Here is a 21,471-nt window from a genome sequence, read left to right as displayed (position 1 = left end):
GAGGAAGGGAATCAGCGGCCCGGGATCGGCACAAGCGGCAGGCGCCGGTGCCCGGGAAGGCGCTGGCGCTGCAGGGCGACGATCTGGCCCAGCGCGCGGTGCGGCGGAATGGTGCGGAAGATGTCGCCCAGCATGAGGGCATCCGCCGCAAGGCCCGCCGCCAGCCCGCGCTTTCCTGCCTTGGCGGGGCTGGCCACATCGGGCCAGGGCACCACGGCCAGCCGGGCGGCCGAGGCGATCCAGAGGGCGTTCAGATAGGCCTCGAAGCCAAAGCGCGGCAGGCGCGCGATCGTATCGAGCCGATCCGCCAAGAGGGCTCGCGGCAGGACGCGCTCGCCCGAGATGTAGTCGAGCCCCAGAAGCCGCCAGGGCAGCGGAGCGTTGCCGCGCAGGCTCAGGCTGCCCTCGGCCTCGTCGAGCAGGACCGGCGCGAGCAGATCCGTGACATGGTTCGTCGTCAGCCCCCGAAGGTCGGCGTCGAGCAGCAGGATCAGCTCGCCCTGTGCGGCGGCGATCCCTCGTGCCAAGGCCGCGCTCTTGCCGCGGTTGGCGGGCTGGCGCAGCACGCGCACGCCCGCGCGTTCGGCCACCTCGGCGGTATCGTCGGTCGAGCCATCGTCGATGACGATCACCTCGTCCACCAGCCGGTTGGCGCAGGCCGCGGCCAGCACCGCACCGATGCGGCGACCCTCGTTGAAGGCGGGGATGAGGCAGGTCACGGTGGCAAGGCTCATGAACAGGATCTCCGGCGATAGAGGAGGAAGAGGAGGACAAGCAGGATCGTGAGCGACAGCGCGCCGACCGCAATCCAGCTTCCCATCCGGGCGTGGGCCGCACCGAACCACCAGCCGAGGCTCACGAAGAACAGGCTCTTGGGCAGGGTGGCCGCCGCATTGCAGGCCATGAAGAGGCCAAAGGGCACGCGCGCGGCCCCCGCCGCCAACAGGACGGCGGCCCCGGCGGCATGGGTGAGCTTTGCGCCGATCAGCACGGCGGGCGCGCGGGCGCGCAAGCCCGCCGCAAGATCCTCGATCTGCGCCTGCCGCACCCGCAGCAACGACAGCGCAGGCCGGCCTCCGCGGCGGCCCGCGGCGTAGAGAATCGCGTCGCCCACGAGGTCGGCCGCCATCACAGTGAGGGTGACGGCCGTCAGGTCCAGCACTCCGCGCTGCGCGAGCCAGGCCGCGATCACGGTGACGATGGGCCCCTCGACCAGCGCCAGCGGCGCGATCAGGGCCAGCCCGTGGACGGCCAGAAGCGTCACGACGGTCTCTTGCGCGATCATCTTGCACCCCTGCGTGAGACGACGGCTTGCGTGCCCGCCCGCGCGGCACCGCCGCGGAGAAGCCGGGAGAGACGATGTCGGGGCGCGGACGGGCGGGCACTGATCATGGCCCTACCCTATGACGGGACTCGGCCACGATTTTGTGACGGTTCCGCTGGCCGAAGTGCCGGCCCGGCGTTGACAGCACGCTTGGCGAACGGCGGCCGGGGCTCAGACCCTCGGCGCGTCGGACGGGGGATCGGGGGGCGGCTCGGCGCCCGGCACGCCCTTCGTGCGCTCGGCCCGATCCCGGTGGAGCGCCGCCCGCCCCAACATCAGGAGCGTGACCGGCGTCGTGATCATCACAAAGCCGCCGATCACCAGCTCGTGCACGATGGGCCGGCCCCGCGACAGGCTGAAGAGCAGCATCGAGGCCAGGATGATCCCGGCCGTCCCCCAGCTGGTGCCCAGCGTGGGCGCGTGCAGGCGGTCGTAGAAGCTGCGCAGCTGCACGAGGCCGATGGTGCCCAGCATCGTGAGCGTGCTGCCCAGAACCAGCAGCAGGGCCACAGGAATGGCAAGCCAGAGAGGGATGGCCTCGAGATGGTTCATTCGATGATCTCTCCGCGGATCAGGAACTTGGCCAGCGATACGGTGGCCACGAAGCCCAGGACGCCGATCACCAGCGAGGCCTCGAAGAAGAAGGTCGTGCCCATCCGCATCCCCGTCACCACGAAGAACAGCATCGCCGTGACATAGAGCGTATCCAGCCCCAGCACCCGGTCCTGCGCGCGCGGCCCGCGCAGGGTGCGCCAGCAGGCAAGGCAGGCCGCGATGCCCAGCATGGCCTGGGCATAGGTCAGGGCCGCGGCGAGGATCGTGGCGCTCATTCGAAGATCTCCAGCAGCAGGGCCTCGTAGCGGTCGCGGATCAGCGCGATCCATTCCGCCTCGTCCTTCATGTCGAACACATGCAGAAGCAGCACGCCCGCCTCTGCGTCATGTTCCAGCCAGGCGGTGCCGGGGGTGGCGGTCAGGATGATGGCCAGCAGCGCCAGCGCCGGCTGCGAGCGCAGGCGCAGCGGTATCCTCAGGAAGGCCGAGCGCCGGGCGCCGTGGCGGCCTGCGTTCAGGATCAGAAGCGCCACGGCCGCATTCGAGCGGATGATGTCGAGGCTGACGATGCCCACCAGCCGCAAGACAGGCGCCCAGCGGCGGATGCGGGGCTTCTCGGGCTGAAGAGCCACCATCGCCCGCCCCGCCACCAGCGCGATCCCCGTTCCAAGCAGCAGATGCCCCAGCGAGAAGCGCGTGAGCAGCAGCCACATCAGCACCAGCGACAGCGAGAGCAGCGGATAGGGCACGAGGCGGCTCAGGCTTGTCATGGCGCGGCGGTTCCTTCGGTGACGCGGGGGGCGGCAAAGACGCCGTCGGCGTAGATCGCCGGCTCATGCAGGGCGCGGGCCGTGGCCTGCATGTAGCGCAGCGTGTCCTCGGCCCGGACCGTCAGGGTCACGAGCAGCGCGATCAGCCCCAGAACCGGCGCGATCTCGAGCGCGAGGACCTTCGGCACCGAGCCGTCCGTCGCCCAGAAGGTCTGGATGCCGATCCGCACCAGACCGATCAGCGTGGCCAGCCCCGCCAGCATCAGAAGCGACAGGAACGACCAGCCCAGCACCGGATCGACCGTCGGCGCGGCCAGCAGCGGCGCCAGCATCGCCACCTTGCCGATGAAGCCCGACAGCGGCGGCAGCCCGGCCAGCACCAGAAGGCAGGCCCCGAAGCTGAGCCCCAGCACGGTGAGCGTGCCGGGAATGGCGAGGCCCACCTCGGGATCGTCCTCCTCCAGCTCGTCCAGCCCGTAGGCGTCGGCCGTCAGCGCGAGCATGCCGGCAATGGCGCCCTCCTCGCGACTCATGGGCTCGATCAGCAGGAAGAGCGCGCCGGTGGCGAGTGTGGAACTGACAAGATAGTAGAGCGCGCCGCCCAGCATGTCGGGCCCGCCCCCCGCCAGCGTGAAGCCCACCGTTCCAAGGACCGTCCCCGACGAGATCAGCACCATGTGAGCCGCCATCCGGCCCAGCCCCTGCGAGGCCAGCACACCCAGAAGGCCGAACCCCACCGTCGCCATCCCGCCCGCGATCAGCAGACCCGAGCCGAAGCCGGCCGATGCGGCGGCGGCCGGCCCGAACAGCAGCATCGAGAGGCGCAGGATGATGTAGATCCCGACCTTGGTCATGATGGTGAACATCGCCGCCACCGGCGCGGCCCCCGCCATGTAGGCGGTGGGCAACCAGAACGAGAGCGGCCAGATCCCCGCCTTCACAAAAAAGGCAAGCCCCAGCAACGCCGCCCCGGCCTTGAGGAGCGGAAGGTCGGCGTCGGTGACCGTCGGCACGATCCGGGCCAGATGCGCCATGTTGAGCGTGCCCGTCACGCCGTAGATCAGGCTGACGCCGATCAGGAACAGCAGCGACGCCGCAAGGTTGATGGCGATGTAATGCAGGCCCGCCCGGATCCTCAGCTGCCCCGAGCCATGCAGCAGAAGACCGTAGGAGGCCGCCAGCAGCACCTCGAAGAAGACGAAGAGGTTGAAGAGGTCGCCGGTCAGGAAGGCGCCGTTCAGCCCCATCAGCAGGAACTGGAACAGCGAGTGGAAATGCTGCCCCTGACGCTGCCAGCCCGCCCCCGCATAGAGCAGCGTCGGGATCGCCAGCAGCGCGGTCAGACACAGCATCATGGCCGACAGCCGGTCGCTGACCAGCACGATCCCGAAGGGCACCGCCCAGTCGCCCAGCAGGTAGAAGGAGATCTCGTTCCCCCCTGCCCCGCCTCCCTTCGAGCGGTTCAGAAGCTCGACCGCCACCAGAAGGAGCGCCAGCGCCGAACCGATCGACAGCGCGAACTTCGCCCGCCGCTGCCGGTCGTCGTAGAGCAGCATCAGGGCGCCCGCCACGAAGGGGATCAGGACGGGCGCGATGACGAGATGGCCGCCGGTCACTGGTCACGTTCCTTTCCGTCCACATGGTCGGTGCCCGTCACCCCGCGCGAGGCCATCATCACCACCAGAAACAGCGCCGTGGTGGCAAAGCTGATGACGATGGCGGTCAGCACCAGCGCCTGCGGCATCGGGTCGGCGTAGCGCGTGGGGTCGATGAAGCCGCCCTTGGGCATGATCGGCGGCTGCGCCAGCGTCAGCCGCCCCATCGAGAAGATGAAGATATTGACCGCATAGGACAAAAGGCAGAGCCCCACGATCACCTGGAAGGTGCGCGGCCGCAGCAGCAGCCAGATGCCCGAGCCGGCCAGGATGCCGATGGCGAGCGAGAGGACGATCTCCATCAGGCGGCCTCCCTGCGGGCGGCATCCTCGGCCTCCTGCTCGCGCAGGCGGACCGAGCGCAGCGACTGGTGCGCGATGGCGATGAGCATGATCACCGTCGCCCCCACCACCAGCGCATAGACGCCCAGATCGAACAGCAGCGCCGTCGCCGCCGGCACGGGTCCGACAAGCGGCAGCTCGACATAGCGGGAATGGGCGGTCAGGAACGGATAGCCGAAGAGGAACGCCCCCATCCCGGTGGTGCCCGCGACCAGAAGCCCGGCCCCCATCCAGCGGATCGGCAGCACCGTCAGCCGCGCCTCGATCCAGCGGACATTCGTGGCGAGATACTGCAGCAGGAAGGCGATCGCCAGCGTGACGCCGGCCGAGAAGCCTCCGCCCGGAAGGTCGTGGCCGCGCAGGAACAGATAGGCCGACAGCACGATCAGCGCCGGGAACATCCACTGCATGATGACAGCCGGCACGGTCAGGTAGCCGCGCAGCGCCTCCGCCGCCTCGCCGCGCTGCTCGTCGGGCAGCGCCACGCTTTCCGGGGCGGGGCGGAAGCGGCGCAGCAGCGCATAGACCGTCAGTCCCACGATGGCGAGCACCGTGATCTCGCCGAACGTGTCGAAGGCGCGGAAATCGACGAGGATGACATTGACGACGTTGGTGCCGCCGCCTTCGTGATAGGCGTTGCGCAGGAACCAGTCGCCGATGTTGGGGACGAGCGGCCGCGTCATCACCACATAGGCGAGGGTGGCCAGACCCGCGCCCGACAGGCCCGCAATGACAAGGTCGCGGCCGCGGCGCAGGCGGGCGGGCAGCAGCTTGTCCTCGGCGATCTCCTCGCGCCGCTTGGGCAGCCAGCGCAACCCCAGCAGCAGCAGCGCCGTGGTCACGATCTCGACCAGAAGCTGCGTCACCGCAAGGTCGGGGGCCGAGAACCACACGAAGGTCAGGCAGGTGACCAGCCCCGCGCCCCCCAGCAGCACCAGCGCCGCAAAGCGGTGATACTTGGCCTGCCATGCGGCTCCGAGGGCGCAGGCCACGCCCACCACCCACATCAGGACGAAACCGGCGCTCAGCGGCGTCTGGCGCGCCGCCTCGAGCGGCCAGAGGCTGCCCCAGAGCGTCACCGCCCCGACAGCCAGCGCCAGCAGCACCAGAAGCCGCAACTGCGGCTGCAGCCGCTCGGTCCCCACCAGCTCCAGGATCATCCGCGGCCAGATCCAGCTGAGGCGCAGCAGGAGCCACTCGTAGATCTTCTGCGCCCGCAACCGATGCAGGAGCGGCGGCCCCTCGGGACCCGCGCCGATGCGAGAGCCGAGCAGCACATGCAGCCCCACCCCCAGCAGCAGCGCCGCAAGGCTCATGACGAGGGGCGCATTGATCCCGTGCCAGATCGCGATCGAGGTCTCGGGCAGGGCCTCGCCCACCACGGATCGGGCAGCGAGGTTCAGCGTCGGCCCCAGTGTCAGCCCCGGCAGGATGCCCACCAGCAGGCAGAGCGCCACGAGAAGTTCGACCGGCCGGCGCATCCAGGGCTTGGGCTCGTGCGGGGTGCGTGGCAGGCCGACGGGTGGCGACCCGAAGAAGACGGTGGCGATGAAGCGCAGCGAATAGGCGACCGAGAATATCCCGGCGAAGGTCGCCAGCCACGGCAGCGAGACGTCGAGCCAGGTGCCGTTGTGCCAGTCCACCGCCTGCGCGAAGAACATCTCCTTGGACAGGAACCCGTTCAGCAGCGGCACCCCGGCCATGGCCGCCGCCGCCACGATGGCCAGGGTCCCCGTCACCGGCATCAGCCGGATCAGGCCCGACAGGCGGCGCATGTCGCGCGTCCCGCTCTCATGGTCGATAATGCCCGCCGCCATGAAGAGCGAGGCCTTGAAGAGCGCATGGTTGGCGATGTGGAAGATCGCAGCGAGGATCGCAAGCGGCGTGCCGATGCCCGCCAGCGCCGTGATCAGACCGAGGTGGCCGATGGTGGAATAGGCCAGCAACCCCTTGAGATCGTGCCGGAAGAGCGCGATCACCGAGCCGAGGATCAGCGTCGCCATGCCGGTGCCGGTGACGGCGTAGAACCACAGCTCGGTCCCGCCAAGCGCCGGGCTGAAGCGGACGAGCAGGAACACCCCCGCCTTCACCATCGTCGCGGAATGGAGATAGGCCGAAACCGGCGTCGGCGCCGCCATCGCGCCCGGCAGCCAGAAATGGAACGGGAACTGCGCCGACTTGGTGAAGGCCCCGATCAGGAACAGCGCCAGCACCAGCGGATAGGCCTGATGCGCCCGGATCGCCTCGCCCGAGGCCAGCACGGCGTCGAGATCGTAGCTGCCCACGATCTGGCCCAGAAGCAGCATCGCCGCCAGGAGGCAGAGCCCCCCGGTCGCCGTCACCACCAGCGCCGTCCGTGCCCCGTCGCGCGCCGTCTGGGCCTGATGCCAGTAGCCGATCAGCAGGAAGGACAGGATCGAGGTCAGCTCCCAGAAGACCACCAGCATCAGGATGTTGCCCGACATGAGGATGCCGACCATCGCCCCGGTGAAAGCCATGAGGAAGGAATAGAACCGCGGCACCGGATCGGTTTTCGACAGGTAGTAGCGGGCGTAGATCACCACGAGCCCGCCGATCGCCATCACCAGCGTCACGAACATCCAGGCGAAGCCATCCAGCCTGAAGTCGAGCGTGAGCCCGATCAGCGGCACCCAGTCGATGCCGACCCGCAGCACCTCTCCCCGGGCCACGACACCATGAAGGCTCGCCAGCACCAGCAGCGATCCCCCCAGAACCAGACCCGAGATCCAGGCCGCCGCATTGTGGGCATTCACCGGCAGCGTCGCCGCCGCCAGCGCGCCCAGGAACGGCAGGGACACGAGGATCAGGAGAAGGTTCTGTTCGATCATGCGGTGCCTGGTCCCCCCTCAGGATTGTTCTGCCGGAACCACCGGAGATGACGCGGCGCATCGCAGCCGGAACGACCGGCGCGTGGGCGATTCATCTCGGGGACCGATGGCCTCAATGAAAGGCAGTCGGAGCGGAAATCAAGGCGAGAGGCACAGATTGAACAGGCTGCGGCTCCTCTGGCCGCATCATCCGTCATCGGGGAGCGGCGAGGGGGCGTCCGACATCAGCCTCCGGCCCCGCGCGCGCCGGTGGCAGATGGTGCGGCGACCGCCGAGGGTGGCGCCGGTGGCGGGCCTGCGGCCGGCCACCTATCGGTTCGAGCAGCCGAACTGGAAGCCGTTGTTGCAATGGGCCTTGAGGCGCTCGGTATCCGCGTCGGTCCAGCCGTCGGGCGCGGTGACCTGCACCCATGGCTCGATATAGTCCTGCGCATGGTAGGAATGTCCGTAGCCGGCCGGCGCGGTGGTCGAGAGCGCCATGTCAAGCCCGAGCTGGAGCTGCGTGACGATCGGCATGAACCTCAGGTGGGGCGAGACGCCGTCGCCGGGCGGCTCGCCCATCCAGACCGGGGGGCGGAAGGTCGAGAACGGATCGAAGAAGACGATCGGGTCACTGGGATACTGAAGGAACATGATCCGCATCGCACCCCAGTCCGCCTTGCCGGCGTCGCCGCCCTCTCCGCGCGCCGCGTAGCGGATCAGCGAGCCGTCTCCGATCCGCGGCAGGACCCAGGGGCTGCCGTCGGTCCGGGCGCGTTGGACCCGGTTCCAGAAATCCGAGGGGAAGGGGGGGCCCGCCCAGAAGGCGCCCGCGATCGGATCGTTCACGAGATGAAACAGGCTGGTCGCATACATCGACGACCAGGCCCCAAGGCTCAGACCATGGATATAGAGCCGCGGCCGTGTCTCTTCGGGCAGCCGTCGCCAGTAATCGTGGATGGTGGAGACGGTCGCGGTCGCCTGATCGAGCCCGGTGCTCGTCTCGAAGAGCAGCGCGTAGGGGGACTGGAGGTAGGAATACTGGACCGCAACGGTGGCGATGTCGCCCCCGTGCATGTATTCGACCGTGTCGTGAGAGCCCGGGTCCATCCAGCCCGTGCCGGTGGGACTCGTGACGACAAGGATCCTGCGGTCGAAGGCGCCCAGCCGTCGAAGCTCTGCCAGCGCGAGATCTGCGCGCGCCTGCGGGGTCTGTGCGTTGGCGCGCCCGACATAGACGCGGATCGGATCGAGGGCGGGCCGGCCGGTGAAGGCCGCGATCACTGCCGCATCGGGGCCGGACGTCACGAAGTCGCGTCCGGGCTCGCCCATCGCCTCCCAGTCGATCACCGAAGCCGGGCTGCCGGGCATGCGCGCCTCGGTCGGCGGTGGTGGCGCCGTGTCGAAGAGGTTCTGCGCCGCCTCGAAGGAGCTGTCCATCGCGCGGATGGTCGTGTCGAGCAGGCCGTCGCGGGTAAGGATGAAGAGGGCGATCCCCACGAGCAGGAAGCCCAGAACATCAGCCCGGCGCCGGGGCATCACCCGATAAAGGCGCGACCGCACGAGGCGCGCAAAGGCCGCCACGACCTGACCCGCGGCAAACAGGATCGCAAAGACCGCAGCCGCCAGGAACAGAACCTGAAGGAGGTGCGTGCCCGGGGCGGGCTCCATCCCCATCCGCAGGCGCAGGTCGTTCTGCCAGACGTGGCTGTAGCGCAAGGCCAGGCCCAGCGTGCCCAGCACGGCGACCCAGAGGACCAGCTGCACCGGGCGCCAGGCACGGCCCCGCAGCACCGGCATGTCCGCAAGCCGCCACACGGCCTCGATGATCCGGCCGACGAGATGGCCAAGCGCAAGGACGACTCCGCCGAGGACACCCTGCATCACGGGGCCGCGCGGGATCAGTGACGGGGTCAGAGAGGCGGCCAGGAACAGCACCCCCAGCAGCAGGCCGATCGTCGAGAACCGCGACAGCAAAAACCGCATACCCAACTCCGTCTGACGGGCGGCCTGCCCGTCGTGGCGTCGCGGTCCGGCACCCAGGACCGCCATCGGTGGTTCGTGTCTCAGGAACAGGACGTCATGATGGCTTCGGGCTGCGACGATGTCGAGCCCATCTTCATCTTGTCACTGCAGGACATGGCGCGGCTGCCCGAAGTCGCTCCTTATTCGATGTGACGAGGGAACAGGTCGCTGGGACAGCCGTGGCGGGTATACGGGGAAGGCTCTGAAAGGCCGAACGGGCGGAGCCGCAGCTCCGCCCGTTTGGCGAGAGAGGACGCACGGGCGGGCGCGCCGGCGCCGCACCCGTGCAAGGGTCCACGTCCGGTGACACCGGACGCGGGGGAATGGGATCAGATGTCCTGCTCGGCGGGCTCCCAGCGGTCTTCCGACTTCTCGAAGCGCTGCATCTGGCTCAGGTCGTCGCCGGCTCTGTCGAGCACGAACTCGCCCGTGGCGTCACCTTCGGCCGAGGAAAGCTCATCCAGCGAGATCATCACATGGCGCTCCTCTTCGGCGAGGCCGACATCGCTCAGCTCGACGACGGCCTGATCGATGTTGCCATCCTCGCCGATCGCAAGATCGACGATCCGGCCGACCGTTTCACCGTCGCTGTTGACGATGCTGGCCTGCATCAGCTCATCGGCCGAGCGGTCACCGGCCACCTGGCCGTTGAAGTCATCGGTTTCGCTGTAGGAATCGTACGCTTGCATCATGCCGGAGGTCGCGCCCATCGTCGCGTCATCCTGCGCAAAGTCCTGGTCGGTCTGGCCCGGCATCAGCGGATCCGTCTGATCCTGGCCGATCTGGTCCTGACCCATCGGGGCCGTATCCGTCATGCCCTGGCCGGTCTGGCCGGGCGTCTGGCCACTCAGGTCCGACAGAGGGGGCGTGCCCTGCGTGTCGGTCTGCGTGTCCAACTGGGCGAAGGCCGGCGCGGCAGCGATCAGACCCATGGCGACCGTTGTCAAAAGTGCTTTCGGCATGGTCGTCTCCTTCTGGTTGGGATCGTGACTGTCTGGTCACGGCGCAGGAAACAGCGGGTCGGGGTCATCGTTCCGGCGCCTCACGGACGCTTGAAGCGCACCCCTCCGCCGTCCCGATCCGTCAGAGGGCGGCCAGATCCCGCCGCAGGGCCGTGGCCGTGCCGGCGGGCAGTTCGGCCTCGAGCGCGGCATGGGCCTCGCGCCAGACCTCGGCCGCCTCACGCATCAGCGCCACCCCGTCCGCCGTGATCCGCAGCCGGCGCGACCGCCGGTCCGCCGGGTCGGGCTCCACCAGCAGGAGGCCGCGCCGGGCCAGCGGCTTGACCGCCGCAGTCAGGGTCGAGGGCTCCATCCCGAGGAAGGCGGCGAGGCGGCCCAGCGGCGGCGGATCGGGCTGGTTCAGCGCCACCATCAGCGAGAACTGGCCGTTGGTCAGGCCAAAGGGCCGCAGCACCTTGTCGAAGCGGCGGGCAAGTCGGCGCGCCGCCCTTTGCGCAGCCAGGCACAGGCAGGTGTCCCGGATGTGCAGGACGGTCTCGCGGGGGAGAAGCTCAAAGGTTGAATCCGACATGAATATTTGATACCAAAGTACCGGGGCACGGGCAATGCGTGCCTGCGGGAGGAATGATGACAGATGCCAGCCTGATGCGGGGAGTGATCCCCTACCTTTCCATGGGCGGTCGCGGGGCCGAGGCCTGCGACTTCTGGTCCCGTGCCTTCGGTGCCGAGGATTTTGGCCGCATGCCCATGCCCGACGGACAGCCGGGGCTGATGCATGCGCAAATTGCGATCAATGGCGGTGCGCTGATGCTGACAGACCACGGCGGAAGCGGCCCCGCGCCGGGCTTCGGGCATCTGCAACTGGTCGTGGAGGACGGCCGCGGCTGGTGGGATCGGGCCGTTGAAGCCGGCTGCCGCATCCTCGCCCCCTACGAGCGTCAGTTCTGGGGCGACGACTGGGGGCTGCTCGAGGACCCGTTCGGCTTCAGGTGGGCGGTCCTGCAACCGGGCCCGGCGAGCGCGCCATGATCCCCAAGGCCACGCTCTGCCTCTGGTTCGACCGCGATGCCGAAGAGGCCGCCCGCTTCTACGCCGAGACCTTTCCCGACAGCCATGTCGGATCGGTCCATCGCGCACCCGCCGACTATCCCTCCGGGCGGAAGGGCGACGTGCTGACGGTGCAGTTCACCGTCTGCGGCCTGCCCTGCCTCGGGTTGAACGGCGGGCCGGCCTTTCCCCAGACCGAGGCCTTCTCGTTCCAGATCATGACCGAGGATCAGGCCGAGACCGACCGGCTGTGGGAGGCCATCATCGCCAACGGCGGCCGCGAGAGCGACTGCGGCTGGTGCAAGGACCGCTGGGGGATGAACTGGCAGATCACCCCGCGCGTGCTGACCGAGGCCCTGGTGGCGGGCGGCGAAGAGGGGCGCCGCGCCTTCGACGCCATGATGACCATGAGGAAGATCGACGTCGCCGCCATCGAAGCCGCCCGACGCGGCGCATCACAGGAGGAGCATCCATGACCTGCATCACCGGATTTGTCGGCGCCGTGCCCACCGGGAACCGCCAGGCCTTCATCGAGCACGCCCGTCTCGCCGCCGAGGGCTTCCGCGACCACGGGCTGTCGGATGCCGTCGAATGCTGGGGCGAGGATGTGCCCGACGGCAAGGTGACGTCGTTCCCGCTCGCGGTTCAGGCGCGCCCGGACGAGACGGTGATCTTCTCGTGGTATCGCTGGCCCTCGAAGGCCGCGCAGGACGAGGGGATGCGGCGCGCGATGGAGGACCCGCGCCTGAGGGCCGAGACGAACCCGATGCCCTTCGATGGCCAACGGGTGATCTGGGGCAGCTTCGAGCCGCTGTTCGAGGTGGGTGCGCCGCAAGCCGGCGGCTATTTCGACGGGTTCGTGATCCCCGTTCCCCGGGACAAGCGCGAGGCCTTCCGCGCCTTCGCCTCGGCCTGCGATCCGATCTTTGCCGAACATGGTGCGGTCTGGATCGTCGAGGCATGGGAACTCGACGTGCCTGACGGCAAGCTGACCGACTTCCGCCGCGCCGTCGCGGCCACGCCCGACGAGGCCATCGTCTTCTCGTGGGTCCAGTGGCCCGACGCGACAGTGCGCGCGGCGGGCAATGCGCGGGTGATGGACGACCCGCGCATGGCGGCGCTGGAGTGCCCGTTCGACATGAAGCGGGTGATCTGGGGCGGCTTTTCCCCGGTGATCCAGACCTGAGGTAGCCGACATGCCCCATGACCTCACCCTGATCCGTGTCCTGCGCGCACCCCCGGCGCGCGTCTGGCGGGCGCTGACGGAACCCGCTGCCATCGTCAAGTGGAACCCCCCGGACGGCTATGTCTGCGAGATCGAGACGCTCGACCTGCGCGAGGGCGGCCGGTTCCGCATGTCCTTCCGCAACCTTGCCACGGGCGAGGCCCACGGCTTCGGCGGCTCCTACCGCGAGGTGGTGCCCGAGGAACGTCTCGTGGCGAGCGATCTGTTCGATGAACCAGGCCTGTCGGGCGAGATCCAGACCGCCTACCGCCTGCGGCAGGTCTCGGCCGGCACCGAGCTGACCGTGGAACAGACCGGTCTGCCCGATGCGATCCCGCCCGAAGCCTGCCGCATCGGCTGGCAGCAGAGCCTCGAGCTTCTGGCCCGCCTAGTCGAGGCCCAGACGGACTGAAGGCCCGGAAGCGCCTCTGGCGGACGGGGACGCACCCCGCCCGCCAGACCGCGTCCCGCGCCGCTTTCTTCCGGCCCGCAGCCGAGGGAATTGCGGCCGCCCCCTCGACCTGACGCGATCGCGCCCCAGGTTATCCGTCTTTGAGGAGAACCGTATGAATCGGATTCCGACAGCGCGGGCAGTCTTCGAGGGCTTTCTGCAGGGTGCGGACCACCGCCCCGACGAGCCCCGGCTTGCGCCGCAACAGAAGCGGACGTCGAAGGAACTGCAGGCCGAGCGCACCACCGAGGCGGCGCGGCTCCGCGTGGAGAGTGAGCGGGAGGAGCGGGCCCTGAAGACCCGCAGGCTCGCCGAGGTGCGGCGCCGGAAGGAGAGCGAGGCGGGCCCTCGCTGACGCTCCGGCCGAACCGGCGGACGTGGCCCCTGCGCGCCGCTCCGGGCTCAGGCTGTCCCTGCGCGGGCCGCCACAAGGGCCGGGGCCAGATGCGCCGCCGCCGCCACCCCGTCGATCAGCGCGAGGCCGGACAGGGGTGCGAGCCTCTGCGCATGGGGCGCCATGCCCGCACATCCCAGCACGGCCGCGCTGACGCCGTCTTCCGCCTCGGCGGCGGCCAGCTCGGACGCGAGCCGGGCCAGCGTGGCGGGGGCCGCGGCCTCGACCTCGAGCACGGCAAGGCCCGACGCCCGGACACGCGCGCATCGTGCCGCGAGCCCGTAGCCGGCGAGGTTCTCCTCGATCACCGGCACCGATACCGGCAGCGTGGTCACCACCGAGAAGCGGTGCCCCAGTAACGCGGCCATGTGGAAGGCGGCCTGCCCGATCCCGATCACCGGGCAGTGGGCCGCGGCGCGCACCTCGGCCAGCCCTGTGTCGTCAAAGCAGGCCAGCACGATGCAGTCCGCGCCCGCCTCGGCGGCGCGCGGCAGCAGGGCAAGCAGACCGGCCACCGCCGCCGCACCGTCCTCGGGGCCCTGGATCGCGGGCGGGCCGGCCCGGTTGGTCCAGCCCATGACCTCGAGATCCGGCGCCGCGGCGCGGGCGACCTCGACCACGCCTTCGGTCATCGAGGCCGTGGAGTTCGGGTTGATGTAGAGCAGTCGCACTCAGACCCCCTTGCCCGCGTCCGACCCGGCGCGCGCCCGCCGCCGCCCCAGAACCGCGACGATGACCAGAAAGACCCCGATCACCCCGAAGGAAAAGACGGTGGTCAGCGTGCCGAGCGCGAAGATCACCGGCGTCGTGACGTTCGTGGTCATCCCGTAGATCTCGAGCGGCAGGGTGTTCCGGCTTCCCGAGGTCAGCAGCGTGCGGGCGAACTCGTCATAGCTCAGCGTGAAGCCGAAGAGCGCCACCCCGATCAGCGACGGCGCGATGATGGGCAGCACGACATGCCGGACGGTCTGCCAGGCGCTGGCGCCCTGGTCGCGCGCGGCTTCCTCGTAGGCGGGATCAAAGCGGTTGAAGACCGCGAACATGATCAGAAGGCCGAAGGGCAGCGTCCAGGTCAGCTGCGCGCCAAAGCCCGAACCCGCCCAGTGCACCGGCAGCCCCGCCTGCGAGAAGATCAGCCCCACCCCCAGCGACACGAGGATCGAGGGAATCACGAGGCTCGCCACCACCAGCTGGAACAGAACGGCCGAGCCGGCGAACCTCTTTCGGAAGGCCAGTCCGCCCATGACCGACACCACGACGGTCGTCACCATGACCATGAGGCCCAGGAGAAGCGACCGCCCGAAGGCGCCCCAGATGTCGCCCACCGCCTGCTGCTGAAAGAGGTCGCGGAACCAGTGCAGCGAGGCGCCCCGCATCGGGAAGGTCAGCCCGCCCTCCGGCCCCTGAAAGCTCAGGATCGCGATGGTGATGGTCGGGCCGTAGAGGAACAGCAGGAACAGGCCGAAGATGGCCGCAAGGATGTAGAAGGATCGCGGGCGGGGCCCCATGGTCAAAGCTCCTTTCGGATATCGACGAGGCGCAGGAGCGCCGAGATGGTCAGGAGCACCGTGACCAGCAGCACGACCGCCGTGGCCGAGGCCGAGGGATATTGCAGCAGCGCGATGTCGTTCGAGATCAGCCGGCCCACGTTCGCCGCCTGCGAACCGGACATGAAGCGCACGGTGATGAAGTCGCCCATCACCAGCGTGATGACGAAGATCGAGCCGATCATGATGCCGGGCTTGGTCAGCGGCAGGATCACGTTCCACAGCGTCTGGAACCCCGTGGCTCCGGCGTCGGTCGCGGCCTCGATCAGGTTCCGGTCGATCCGCATCATCGTGTTGAAGATCGGCACCACCATGAACAGCGTGTAGAGGTGGACGAAGGCAAGGATCACCGAGAAATCCGAAAAGAGCAGCCACTCCAGCGGCTCGTCGATCACTCCCCACGAAATGAGGGTCGAGTTCGCGATCCCGTTCCTCCCGAGGAAGGGGATCCACGAGATCATGCGGATGATGTTCGAGGTCCAGAACGGGATGGTGCAGAGCAGGAACAGCGTTGTCTGCCACGTCCGGCTGCGGACATGGAAGGCGAGGAAATAGGCCACCGTGAAGCCCAGAACCAGCGTCACGGCCCAGGTGATGGCGGCATATTTGAAGGTGTTCAGGAACACCCGGTAGGTCACGGGCGAGCCGAACAGGAACTCGTAATTCTCGAAGGAGAAGGCCGGGACGATGGAAAATTCCGTGGCTGTCCAGAAGCTGACGACGAGGATCATCAGGATCGGCAGCACGAGGAAGGCCGCCAGCACGAAGGCCAGCGGCGAGGCGAGAAGCCACCCCGTCACGTTCGGCGATGTCAGGAGCCGCTGCATCTTGTCTCCGCTGGCTGGATGGCCCCTCCGCCGGACGGGCGGAAGGGCAGATGCGGACCCCCTTGGGGTCCGCGCCGGATCAGGCGGCGATGAACTCGTTCCACTTGCGGACCATGTACTGGTTCTCGTCCATGACGGCGTTCCAGCAGGCCACCGCGCCCATGCGGTCGTAGAACGAGCCGCCGTCGCGGATGTCGCCCGCCCCGGCGAGCTTCTCGCCGAAGGGGTTGGTGATGTCGCCCTCGGCCGGCTTGCCCTCGAACCAGTAGCCCCATTCGTCGGGCGACATGAACTCCTTCGAGGTCTCGGGCACCGCGGAATAGTAGCCCTGCCGCATCAGGAAGCCGCCGACCCAGCCCGAGAGATACCAGTTGATGTATTCATAGGCCGCATCTAGCTCGAGGCCCGAAAGCGACTTCGACAGGCCGATGCCGCCGCCCCAGCTGCGGTAGCCCTCCTTCAGGGGCTGGTAGACGCAAGGTATGCCACGCGACTTGACGGCGGTGATGGCGGGCGACCACATCGACTGGATGACGACCTCGCCGGAGGCCATCAGGTTCACGCTCTCGTCGAAGGTCTTCCAGAAGGCGCGGAACTGGCCGTTGCGCTTGGCCTCGGTGAAGATCGCCATGGTGCGGTCGATCTCGTCGCGGGTCATGTTGCCCTTGTCGCCATACTGGATCTCGCCCATCGCCTCGCAGACCATCGCGGCATCCATGATGCCGATGGACGAGATGTCGAGGATCGAGGCCTTGCCCTTGAACTCGGGGTTCAGAAGCTCGGTCCAGCTTTCGATCGGGCGGCCGATCAGGTCGGGGCGGATGCCCAGCGTGTCGGCGTTGTAGATCGTGGGGATCAGCGTCATCCAGCCCGACTCTTCCTGCACGAAATCCGTGCCGCCCGGACCCGAGGTGAAGCCCACGCTGTGGGGCGCGGTGCCTTGGGCGATGGTCGACTCGGGCGTCAGCTTGCCCGAGCGGAAGATCCCCACGATCTTGTCGTAGTTCCTGATCTTCGAGGTATCCATCGCCTGAAGGTTGCCGGTCGGCCAGACCTTCTTGCAGATCCAGTATTCGATGTCGGCGATGTCGAAGCTGTCGGGCTGGGTCGCGGCGCGCTGGGTCACGGCGTCGCTGTCGAGCGCGGTCATCGTCAGTGTGAAGCCGAGGTCCTCCTTCACCTTCTGCGCCACCTCGTTGAGGTTCGAGACGCCCGTGCCGAACTGGCGCAAGGTCACGTTCCGAATCTCCTGCGCCCAGATCATCGGCGCCGGGAAGGCCGAGGCGACGGCGGTGGCGGCGGCGCCCTTCAGGAGCGTCCGCCGGCTGTAGTGGTTCTTCTTCATGGAATTTCCCTCTGTTGGACCTGGGTCATGCGTGAAGGCGGTGCAGCCGCCCCTCGTCCCACGACAGGCGGACAGCCTCGCCGGGGTTTTTCGGTTGCTCGAAGAAGGCGGCTTCGGGGATCAGCGCCACGATCTCCTGATCGCCCACCGCCCGGACCGTCAGCGCGACATGGGCGCCCTGATACTCGACGGCCTGCACCACGCCCTCCTGCCCTGCGGGATCAAGACGGATCTCGTCGCAGCGGATGGCGAAACGGCCGTTAGGCAGGCCGATGACGTTGTGACCGCCCATGAAGCGGGCGACGAACTCGGTTCGCGGCGCGTTGAACACCTCGCGCGCGGGGCCGGCCTGCTCGATCCGCGCGTTGTTCATCACCACGACCTCGTCTGCCAGGGCCAGCGCCTCGTCCTGGCCGTGGGTGACATGGATGAACGAGATCCCCAGCTCGCGCTGCAGCCGCTTCAGCTCGGCCCGCATGCGGATGCGCAGGAACGGGTCGAGCGCCGAGAGCGGCTCGTCCAGAAGCAGCACCTGCGGCCCCGTGATCAACGCCCGCGCCAGCGCCACGCGCTGCTGCTGGCCGCCCGAAAGCTGGGCCGGCAGGCGGTCGCCATAGCGGGCCATGTCCACCAGTTCGAGCATCCCGGCCGCCTTCGCCCGCCGCTCGGCCGCGGCTACGCCTTTCATCTTCAGGCTGAAGGCTACATTGTCCGTCACGGACAGATGCGGGAACAACGCATAGTTCTGGAACATCATCGCCGTGCCGCGCCGCGCAGGAGGCAACCCCGTCACATCCTTGCCCGAGAGCAGGATCGAGCCTTCGCTCACCGTCTCGTGCCCCGCGATCATCCGCAGCGTCGAGGACTTGCCGCAGCCCGACGGACCCAGGAGGCAGACGTAGCTTCCGCCGCGGAACAGGTGGCTCACATCCTCCACCGCGACCGCAGACGTCCCATACCGCTTCGTCACATGAACCAGTTCAAGATCGTGTCCGCCGCGCATGCCACCCTCGCCGATGCCTTCCGCAAGCCTGAACCAGCGTGGAACGTCGGGCCAAACGCCACGGGGTCACGGGAGGGGCGGAAACTGCGCCTGCACAAACTTTCGGCGATCGTATGCGCAACACGGTCGGATCCGGTGCGAAGTTGTATACAATCCTGTTCGCGACCGCGCCGGGCTTGCCGCCCGCGCGACATGGCGCGAGGAATCGGGCGAGGAGCATGAACGCCATGAGCGACACCAGACAGATCCAGTCCGGCAGCAGCGATACCGTGGCCGAGCGGCTGGCACTCGCCATCCACGAGCACCGGCTGCAACCGGGCACCAAGCTCTCGGAGGACGAGGTGGGCGAGATCTTCGGCGTGAGCCGCACGGTCGTCCGGGCGGCCCTCCAGCAGCTTTCGCACGAACGGCTCGTGACGCTGCGGCGCAACCGCGGCGCCTATGTGGCGCAGCCCTCGGTCCGCGAGGCGCGCGAGGTGTTCGAGGCCCGCTCGCTGCTCGAGCCGCGCACGGCCCGCTCGGCGGCCGAACGGACCACGGCCGAGGACATCGCCCGCCTGCAACGCCACATCGACGCCGAGCATGCCGCGCTCGACGCGGGCGATCCCGGCCGCGCGCTGCGTCTGTCGGGCCTGTTCCACATCGAGATCGCGCGCATCGCCGATCAGGACACGATCCGCGACTTCATCACCCAGCTCGTGGCGCGCTCCTCGCTGATCATCGCGCTCTACTGGCAGCGCCGGGCCGCGCTGTGCGAGAGCCATGCCCATCATGCGCTGCTCAGGGCGCTCGAGTCCCGCGACGGCGGCCATGCGGAAGAGCTGATGAAGGGCCACCTGCTCGACCTCGTCTCGTCGCTGGACCTGCGCCGTCCGGCCCCGCCCGCCCATTCGCTCAAGGAGGCTCTGGACCGCCCATGATCCGCAGGATGACGCTGCCCGACCTGACCCGCGTGCTCGGCTGGGCCGCCGACGAGGGATGGAACCCGGGGCACGACGATGCCGCGGCCTTCCTCGCGGCGGACCCTGACGGCTTCTTCCTGCATGAAGAGGCCGGAGAGCCCGTCGCCGCCATCTCGGTGGTGAACCATGACGAGCGCACGGCCTTCCTGGGCCTCTATATCTGCCGTCCCGGGTGGCGGGGGCGCGGGATCGGGCTGGCGCTCTGGGCCCATGCGCTGGCCCATGCCGGGGCGCGCACCGTGGGGCTGGACGGCGTGGCGGCGCAGCAGGCCAATTACGCCCGGTCGGGGTTCGTGGGGGCGGGGGCGACGCTGCGGCTGGAGGGACGGCTTGCGGGCGAGCCCCTGCCCGAGGCGATCGACCCGCGCCCGCTGATCGCACTGGACCGTGCGGCGAACGGATATGACCGGACGGCGTTTCTCGCCGCCTGGCTCGCGCCGACGGCAACTCGTCGGACCGTGGTCCACGGCAACGGGTTCGCCACCGCCCGTCTCTGCCAGAGAGGGTGCAAGATCGGGCCGGTGGTCGCCCCCGATGCTGCGGCGGCCCTTGATCTGATCCGCGGCGCCGCCGCCGCGGTCGGATGCGAGGAGGTGATCGTGGATGTCCCGGACACCAACCCGGCGCTGATCGCCGCGCTGGAGGCGCTGGGGTTCCGTGAGACCTTCCGCACCGCGCGGATGTATCGCGGCCCCGCGCCCGTGGCGGGGCCGACGCTTCAGGCGACGGGGACGCTGGAACTCGGCTGAGTTACAGGCTGTCGCCAAAGTCGGCGCGGAACCGCGCCGCCAGCTTCTGCTGCCAGTCGCCCACGGGGTCCAGCCGGCCGTAGAAGAAGCGCAGGATCTCGGGCTCTTCCACGAAGACCAGACCACCCACGAGGTCGCGGTTCCGGTACAGCCAGTCGAGCCGGTCGATGGCGTATTTCACCTGGCTCAGCGTGAAGACCCGGCGCGGCATGGCCAGACGCAGAAGCTCCATGTTGGAATAGACCTCGGTCCCGTCCGGATTGCGCTGCTCGGAGAGCGAGCCCCGCTCCATCCCCCGGATGCCCGAGGCGATGTAAAGGGCCGAGGCCAGCGCCCCCGCCGGATACTGCGACTGCGGGACATGCGGCAGGAACCGCATCACGTCGATGTGGCAGCCAAGGCCCCCTGCGGGCGTGATCACCGGCACCCCGCGCTTCACGAGTTCATTGACCATGTATTCGATGAACAGCGGCCCCTGGCTGATCATGTCGGTGTCCATGGTCTCTTCGAGACCCACGGTCAGCGCCTCGATCTCGCGCACCGACATGCCGCCGTAGGTGAGGAAGCCCTCGTAGAGCGGCACCAGCACGCGCATCTTGCGGTAGAGGTCCTCGCTGCGGATGCAGATCGCGCCGCCGCGCGCGCAGCCCAGCTTGCGCGCCGAGAAGTAGATCACGTCGCACAGATCGGCGATCTGCCGGGTGATCTCGGGGATCGAGAGGTCGCGGCAGCTCTCCTCGCGGGTCTTCATGAACCAGAGGTTGTCGGCCAGAAGGCTCGCATCCAGCACGAAGATGAGCCCGTGCGCGTCGCAGACCGTGCGGATCTCGCGCAGGTTCGCCATGGAGATCGGCTGGCCGCCGATCAGGTTCGTGCCGGCCTCCATCCGCACGAAGGCAATGCGGTCGGCGCCGTGGGTGGCCACGAGCCCTTCGAGCTTGCCCACATCCATGTCGCCCTTGAACGGGTGGGTGCTGGTGACCTCGAGCCCGCGGTCGTGGCAGATCTCCTCGACCGAGCCGCCGTTCAGCACGATATGGGCCTTGGTCGTGGTGAAGTGGTAGTTCATCGGCACGATGGTGCCCGGCCTCACGAGAACCTGGCTCAGGATGTTCTCGCAGGCGCGGCCCTGGTGGGTCGGCAGGATCCACTCCATCCCGAACAGGTCGCGCAGCCTCGCCTCGAACCGCTCGTAGGTGGACGAGCCCGCGTAGCTGTCGTCGGCCACCATCATCGCGGCCATCTGCCGGTCGCTCATCGCGTTCACGCCGCTGTCGGTCAGCATGTCCATGAACACGTCGCGGTTCTGAAGCAGGAAGGTGTTGTTGCCCGCCCCGGCAATGGCCCTGAGCCGCTCCTCGATCGGTGCAAGCGTCAGCTTCTGCACCACGCGCACCTTGTGCATCTCGAGCGGGACCGTGTCACCGCCGAAGAACTTCACCGTCATACTCTCCCCCCGGGC

The 21,471-nt window shown here is 68.6% G+C and carries 24 protein-coding genes; 7 read left to right on the top strand and 17 right to left on the bottom strand.

Annotated elements, in window-relative coordinates; translation table 11 throughout:
- Positions 1 to 11: 11 nt before the first annotated feature.
- The 11 genes from FG154_RS07245 to FG154_RS07195 all read right to left on the bottom strand — a co-directional run bounded on the left by FG154_RS07245 (position 12) and on the right by FG154_RS07195 (position 11,030).
- Positions 12 to 734, bottom strand: coding sequence for a glycosyltransferase family 2 protein (locus FG154_RS07245; RefSeq protein WP_145106006.1), 723 nt, complete (start codon positions 732 to 734; stop codon positions 12 to 14).
- Positions 731 to 1,285: a DedA family protein gene (locus tag FG154_RS07240; protein WP_145106003.1), complete on the bottom strand. Its 555-nt coding sequence runs from the start codon at positions 1,283 to 1,285 to the stop codon at positions 731 to 733. Before FG154_RS07240 ends, FG154_RS07245 begins: the two co-directional genes overlap by 4 nt.
- 210 nt (positions 1,286 to 1,495) lie before the next feature.
- Complete coding sequence (mnhG, locus tag FG154_RS07235) at positions 1,496 to 1,876, bottom strand: monovalent cation/H(+) antiporter subunit G (protein ID WP_145106000.1); 381 nt, start codon at positions 1,874 to 1,876, stop codon at positions 1,496 to 1,498.
- Positions 1,873 to 2,154 carry a K+/H+ antiporter subunit F gene (locus FG154_RS07230; protein WP_011910535.1) on the bottom strand — a complete coding sequence of 94 codons (282 nt, stop codon included), beginning with the start codon at positions 2,152 to 2,154 and terminating at the stop codon, positions 1,873 to 1,875. The genes mnhG and FG154_RS07230 overlap by 4 nt, the downstream gene beginning before the upstream one ends.
- Complete coding sequence (locus tag FG154_RS07225) at positions 2,151 to 2,639, bottom strand: Na+/H+ antiporter subunit E (RefSeq protein ID WP_145106125.1); 489 nt, start codon at positions 2,637 to 2,639, stop codon at positions 2,151 to 2,153. The genes FG154_RS07230 and FG154_RS07225 overlap by 4 nt, the downstream gene beginning before the upstream one ends.
- A 5-nt stretch (positions 2,640 to 2,644) precedes the next feature.
- Positions 2,645 to 4,264 carry a monovalent cation/H+ antiporter subunit D gene (locus tag FG154_RS07220; RefSeq protein WP_145105997.1) on the bottom strand — a complete coding sequence of 540 codons (1,620 nt, stop codon included), beginning with the start codon at positions 4,262 to 4,264 and terminating at the stop codon, positions 2,645 to 2,647.
- Positions 4,261 to 4,605: a Na+/H+ antiporter subunit C gene (locus FG154_RS07215; RefSeq protein WP_145105995.1), complete on the bottom strand. Its 345-nt coding sequence runs from the start codon at positions 4,603 to 4,605 to the stop codon at positions 4,261 to 4,263. The genes FG154_RS07220 and FG154_RS07215 overlap by 4 nt, the downstream gene beginning before the upstream one ends.
- Positions 4,605 to 7,493 carry a monovalent cation/H+ antiporter subunit A gene (locus tag FG154_RS07210; protein ID WP_145105992.1) on the bottom strand — a complete coding sequence of 963 codons (2,889 nt, stop codon included), beginning with the start codon at positions 7,491 to 7,493 and terminating at the stop codon, positions 4,605 to 4,607. The genes FG154_RS07215 and FG154_RS07210 overlap by 1 nt, the downstream gene beginning before the upstream one ends.
- A 309-nt stretch (positions 7,494 to 7,802) precedes the next feature.
- Positions 7,803 to 9,458, bottom strand: coding sequence for an alpha/beta hydrolase (locus tag FG154_RS07205; RefSeq protein WP_145105990.1), 1,656 nt, complete (start codon positions 9,456 to 9,458; stop codon positions 7,803 to 7,805).
- A 368-nt stretch (positions 9,459 to 9,826) separates the two neighbouring features.
- A complete protein-coding gene (locus FG154_RS07200) occupies positions 9,827 to 10,459 on the bottom strand; it encodes a PRC-barrel domain containing protein (RefSeq protein ID WP_145105987.1) in 633 nt (210 codons plus the stop codon).
- A gap of 121 nt (positions 10,460 to 10,580) precedes the next feature.
- Entirely contained in the window at positions 10,581 to 11,030 is a 450-nt protein-coding gene (locus FG154_RS07195) for a MarR family winged helix-turn-helix transcriptional regulator (protein ID WP_145105985.1), read from the bottom strand.
- A 56-nt stretch (positions 11,031 to 11,086) separates the two neighbouring features.
- Here FG154_RS07195 and FG154_RS07190 point away from each other — a divergent pair, with 56 nt between their 5' ends.
- The 5 genes from FG154_RS07190 to FG154_RS07170 all read left to right on the top strand — a co-directional run bounded on the left by FG154_RS07190 (position 11,087) and on the right by FG154_RS07170 (position 13,537).
- Complete coding sequence (locus FG154_RS07190; protein WP_145105982.1) at positions 11,087 to 11,488, top strand: VOC family protein; 402 nt, start codon at positions 11,087 to 11,089, stop codon at positions 11,486 to 11,488.
- Entirely contained in the window at positions 11,485 to 11,982 is a 498-nt protein-coding gene (locus tag FG154_RS07185) for a VOC family protein (RefSeq protein WP_145105979.1), read from the top strand. Before FG154_RS07190 ends, FG154_RS07185 begins: the two co-directional genes overlap by 4 nt.
- Entirely contained in the window at positions 11,979 to 12,692 is a 714-nt protein-coding gene (locus FG154_RS07180; RefSeq protein ID WP_145105977.1) for a DUF1428 domain-containing protein, read from the top strand. Before FG154_RS07185 ends, FG154_RS07180 begins: the two co-directional genes overlap by 4 nt.
- A gap of 10 nt (positions 12,693 to 12,702) precedes the next feature.
- Positions 12,703 to 13,143 (top strand): SRPBCC family protein, encoded by a 441-nt coding sequence (locus FG154_RS07175; RefSeq protein ID WP_145105974.1) that lies wholly within the window; start codon positions 12,703 to 12,705, stop codon positions 13,141 to 13,143.
- A gap of 154 nt (positions 13,144 to 13,297) precedes the next feature.
- Positions 13,298 to 13,537 carry a hypothetical protein gene (locus FG154_RS07170; protein WP_145105971.1) on the top strand — a complete coding sequence of 80 codons (240 nt, stop codon included), beginning with the start codon at positions 13,298 to 13,300 and terminating at the stop codon, positions 13,535 to 13,537.
- Between the two features lie 47 nt (positions 13,538 to 13,584).
- Here FG154_RS07170 and FG154_RS07165 read toward each other — a convergent pair whose 3' ends face one another.
- The 5 genes from FG154_RS07165 to FG154_RS07145 all read right to left on the bottom strand — a co-directional run bounded on the left by FG154_RS07165 (position 13,585) and on the right by FG154_RS07145 (position 18,298).
- Positions 13,585 to 14,247, bottom strand: coding sequence for an aspartate/glutamate racemase family protein (locus FG154_RS07165; protein ID WP_145105968.1), 663 nt, complete (start codon positions 14,245 to 14,247; stop codon positions 13,585 to 13,587).
- Entirely contained in the window at positions 14,248 to 15,084 is an 837-nt protein-coding gene (locus FG154_RS07160) for an ABC transporter permease (protein ID WP_145105965.1), read from the bottom strand.
- A gap of 2 nt (positions 15,085 to 15,086) precedes the next feature.
- The gene (locus FG154_RS07155) at positions 15,087 to 15,950 is read right to left on the bottom strand and encodes an ABC transporter permease (RefSeq protein ID WP_145105961.1); all 864 of its coding nucleotides are present in this window, start codon (positions 15,948 to 15,950) and stop codon (positions 15,087 to 15,089) included.
- Between the two features lie 79 nt (positions 15,951 to 16,029).
- Positions 16,030 to 17,295 carry an ABC transporter substrate-binding protein gene (locus FG154_RS07150; RefSeq protein WP_145105958.1) on the bottom strand — a complete coding sequence of 422 codons (1,266 nt, stop codon included), beginning with the start codon at positions 17,293 to 17,295 and terminating at the stop codon, positions 16,030 to 16,032.
- Between the two features lie 25 nt (positions 17,296 to 17,320).
- Positions 17,321 to 18,298 carry an ABC transporter ATP-binding protein gene (locus FG154_RS07145; protein WP_145105955.1) on the bottom strand — a complete coding sequence of 326 codons (978 nt, stop codon included), beginning with the start codon at positions 18,296 to 18,298 and terminating at the stop codon, positions 17,321 to 17,323.
- A 227-nt stretch (positions 18,299 to 18,525) separates the two neighbouring features.
- Here FG154_RS07145 and FG154_RS07140 point away from each other — a divergent pair, with 227 nt between their 5' ends.
- Both FG154_RS07140 and FG154_RS07135 read left to right on the top strand, forming a co-directional pair.
- Positions 18,526 to 19,218: a GntR family transcriptional regulator gene (locus FG154_RS07140; protein WP_186312306.1), complete on the top strand. Its 693-nt coding sequence runs from the start codon at positions 18,526 to 18,528 to the stop codon at positions 19,216 to 19,218.
- Positions 19,215 to 20,009: a GNAT family N-acetyltransferase gene (locus tag FG154_RS07135; protein ID WP_145105949.1), complete on the top strand. Its 795-nt coding sequence runs from the start codon at positions 19,215 to 19,217 to the stop codon at positions 20,007 to 20,009. The genes FG154_RS07140 and FG154_RS07135 overlap by 4 nt, the downstream gene beginning before the upstream one ends.
- A 1-nt stretch (position 20,010) precedes the next feature.
- Here the strand turns inward: FG154_RS07135 and FG154_RS07130 are convergent, their stop codons facing one another.
- Complete coding sequence (locus FG154_RS07130; RefSeq protein WP_145105947.1) at positions 20,011 to 21,456, bottom strand: tryptophanase; 1,446 nt, start codon at positions 21,454 to 21,456, stop codon at positions 20,011 to 20,013.
- Between the last annotated feature and the right edge of the window lie 15 nt (positions 21,457 to 21,471).

Origin of the sequence: Cereibacter sediminicola (assembly GCF_007668225.1) — a bacterium.
Taxonomy (GTDB): domain Bacteria; phylum Pseudomonadota; class Alphaproteobacteria; order Rhodobacterales; family Rhodobacteraceae; genus Cereibacter_A; species Cereibacter_A azotoformans.
The sequence above is the reverse complement of the archived record's forward strand: the minus strand, read 5'-3'. Positions and strand labels throughout refer to the sequence as shown.

What these genes read in the sequence shown, in the direction of transcription:
- FG154_RS07245 (WP_145106006.1), bottom strand. Translation starts at nt 734, where the DNA reads ATGAGCCTTGCCACCGTGACCTGCCTCATCCCCGCCTTCAACGAGGGT.
- FG154_RS07240 (WP_145106003.1), bottom strand. Translation starts at nt 1,285, where the DNA reads ATGATCGCGCAAGAGACCGTCGTGACGCTTCTGGCCGTCCACGGGCTG.
- mnhG (WP_145106000.1), bottom strand. Translation starts at nt 1,876, where the DNA reads ATGAACCATCTCGAGGCCATCCCTCTCTGGCTTGCCATTCCTGTGGCC.
- FG154_RS07230 (WP_011910535.1), bottom strand. Translation starts at nt 2,154, where the DNA reads ATGAGCGCCACGATCCTCGCCGCGGCCCTGACCTATGCCCAGGCCATG.
- FG154_RS07215 (WP_145105995.1), bottom strand. Translation starts at nt 4,605, where the DNA reads ATGGAGATCGTCCTCTCGCTCGCCATCGGCATCCTGGCCGGCTCGGGC.
- FG154_RS07210 (WP_145105992.1), bottom strand. Translation starts at nt 7,493, where the DNA reads ATGATCGAACAGAACCTTCTCCTGATCCTCGTGTCCCTGCCGTTCCTG.
- FG154_RS07205 (WP_145105990.1), bottom strand. Translation starts at nt 9,458, where the DNA reads ATGCGGTTTTTGCTGTCGCGGTTCTCGACGATCGGCCTGCTGCTGGGG.
- FG154_RS07200 (WP_145105987.1), bottom strand. Translation starts at nt 10,459, where the DNA reads ATGCCGAAAGCACTTTTGACAACGGTCGCCATGGGTCTGATCGCTGCC.
- FG154_RS07195 (WP_145105985.1), bottom strand. Translation starts at nt 11,030, where the DNA reads ATGTCGGATTCAACCTTTGAGCTTCTCCCCCGCGAGACCGTCCTGCAC.
- FG154_RS07190 (WP_145105982.1), top strand. Translation starts at nt 11,087, where the DNA reads ATGACAGATGCCAGCCTGATGCGGGGAGTGATCCCCTACCTTTCCATG.
- FG154_RS07185 (WP_145105979.1), top strand. Translation starts at nt 11,485, where the DNA reads ATGATCCCCAAGGCCACGCTCTGCCTCTGGTTCGACCGCGATGCCGAA.
- FG154_RS07180 (WP_145105977.1), top strand. Translation starts at nt 11,979, where the DNA reads ATGACCTGCATCACCGGATTTGTCGGCGCCGTGCCCACCGGGAACCGC.
- FG154_RS07175 (WP_145105974.1), top strand. Translation starts at nt 12,703, where the DNA reads ATGCCCCATGACCTCACCCTGATCCGTGTCCTGCGCGCACCCCCGGCG.
- FG154_RS07170 (WP_145105971.1), top strand. Translation starts at nt 13,298, where the DNA reads ATGAATCGGATTCCGACAGCGCGGGCAGTCTTCGAGGGCTTTCTGCAG.
- FG154_RS07160 (WP_145105965.1), bottom strand. Translation starts at nt 15,084, where the DNA reads ATGGGGCCCCGCCCGCGATCCTTCTACATCCTTGCGGCCATCTTCGGC.
- FG154_RS07155 (WP_145105961.1), bottom strand. Translation starts at nt 15,950, where the DNA reads ATGCAGCGGCTCCTGACATCGCCGAACGTGACGGGGTGGCTTCTCGCC.
- FG154_RS07150 (WP_145105958.1), bottom strand. Translation starts at nt 17,295, where the DNA reads ATGAAGAAGAACCACTACAGCCGGCGGACGCTCCTGAAGGGCGCCGCC.
- FG154_RS07145 (WP_145105955.1), bottom strand. Translation starts at nt 18,298, where the DNA reads ATGCGCGGCGGACACGATCTTGAACTGGTTCATGTGACGAAGCGGTAT.
- FG154_RS07140 (WP_186312306.1), top strand. Translation starts at nt 18,526, where the DNA reads ATGAGCGACACCAGACAGATCCAGTCCGGCAGCAGCGATACCGTGGCC.
- FG154_RS07135 (WP_145105949.1), top strand. Translation starts at nt 19,215, where the DNA reads ATGATCCGCAGGATGACGCTGCCCGACCTGACCCGCGTGCTCGGCTGG.
- FG154_RS07130 (WP_145105947.1), bottom strand. Translation starts at nt 21,456, where the DNA reads ATGACGGTGAAGTTCTTCGGCGGTGACACGGTCCCGCTCGAGATGCAC.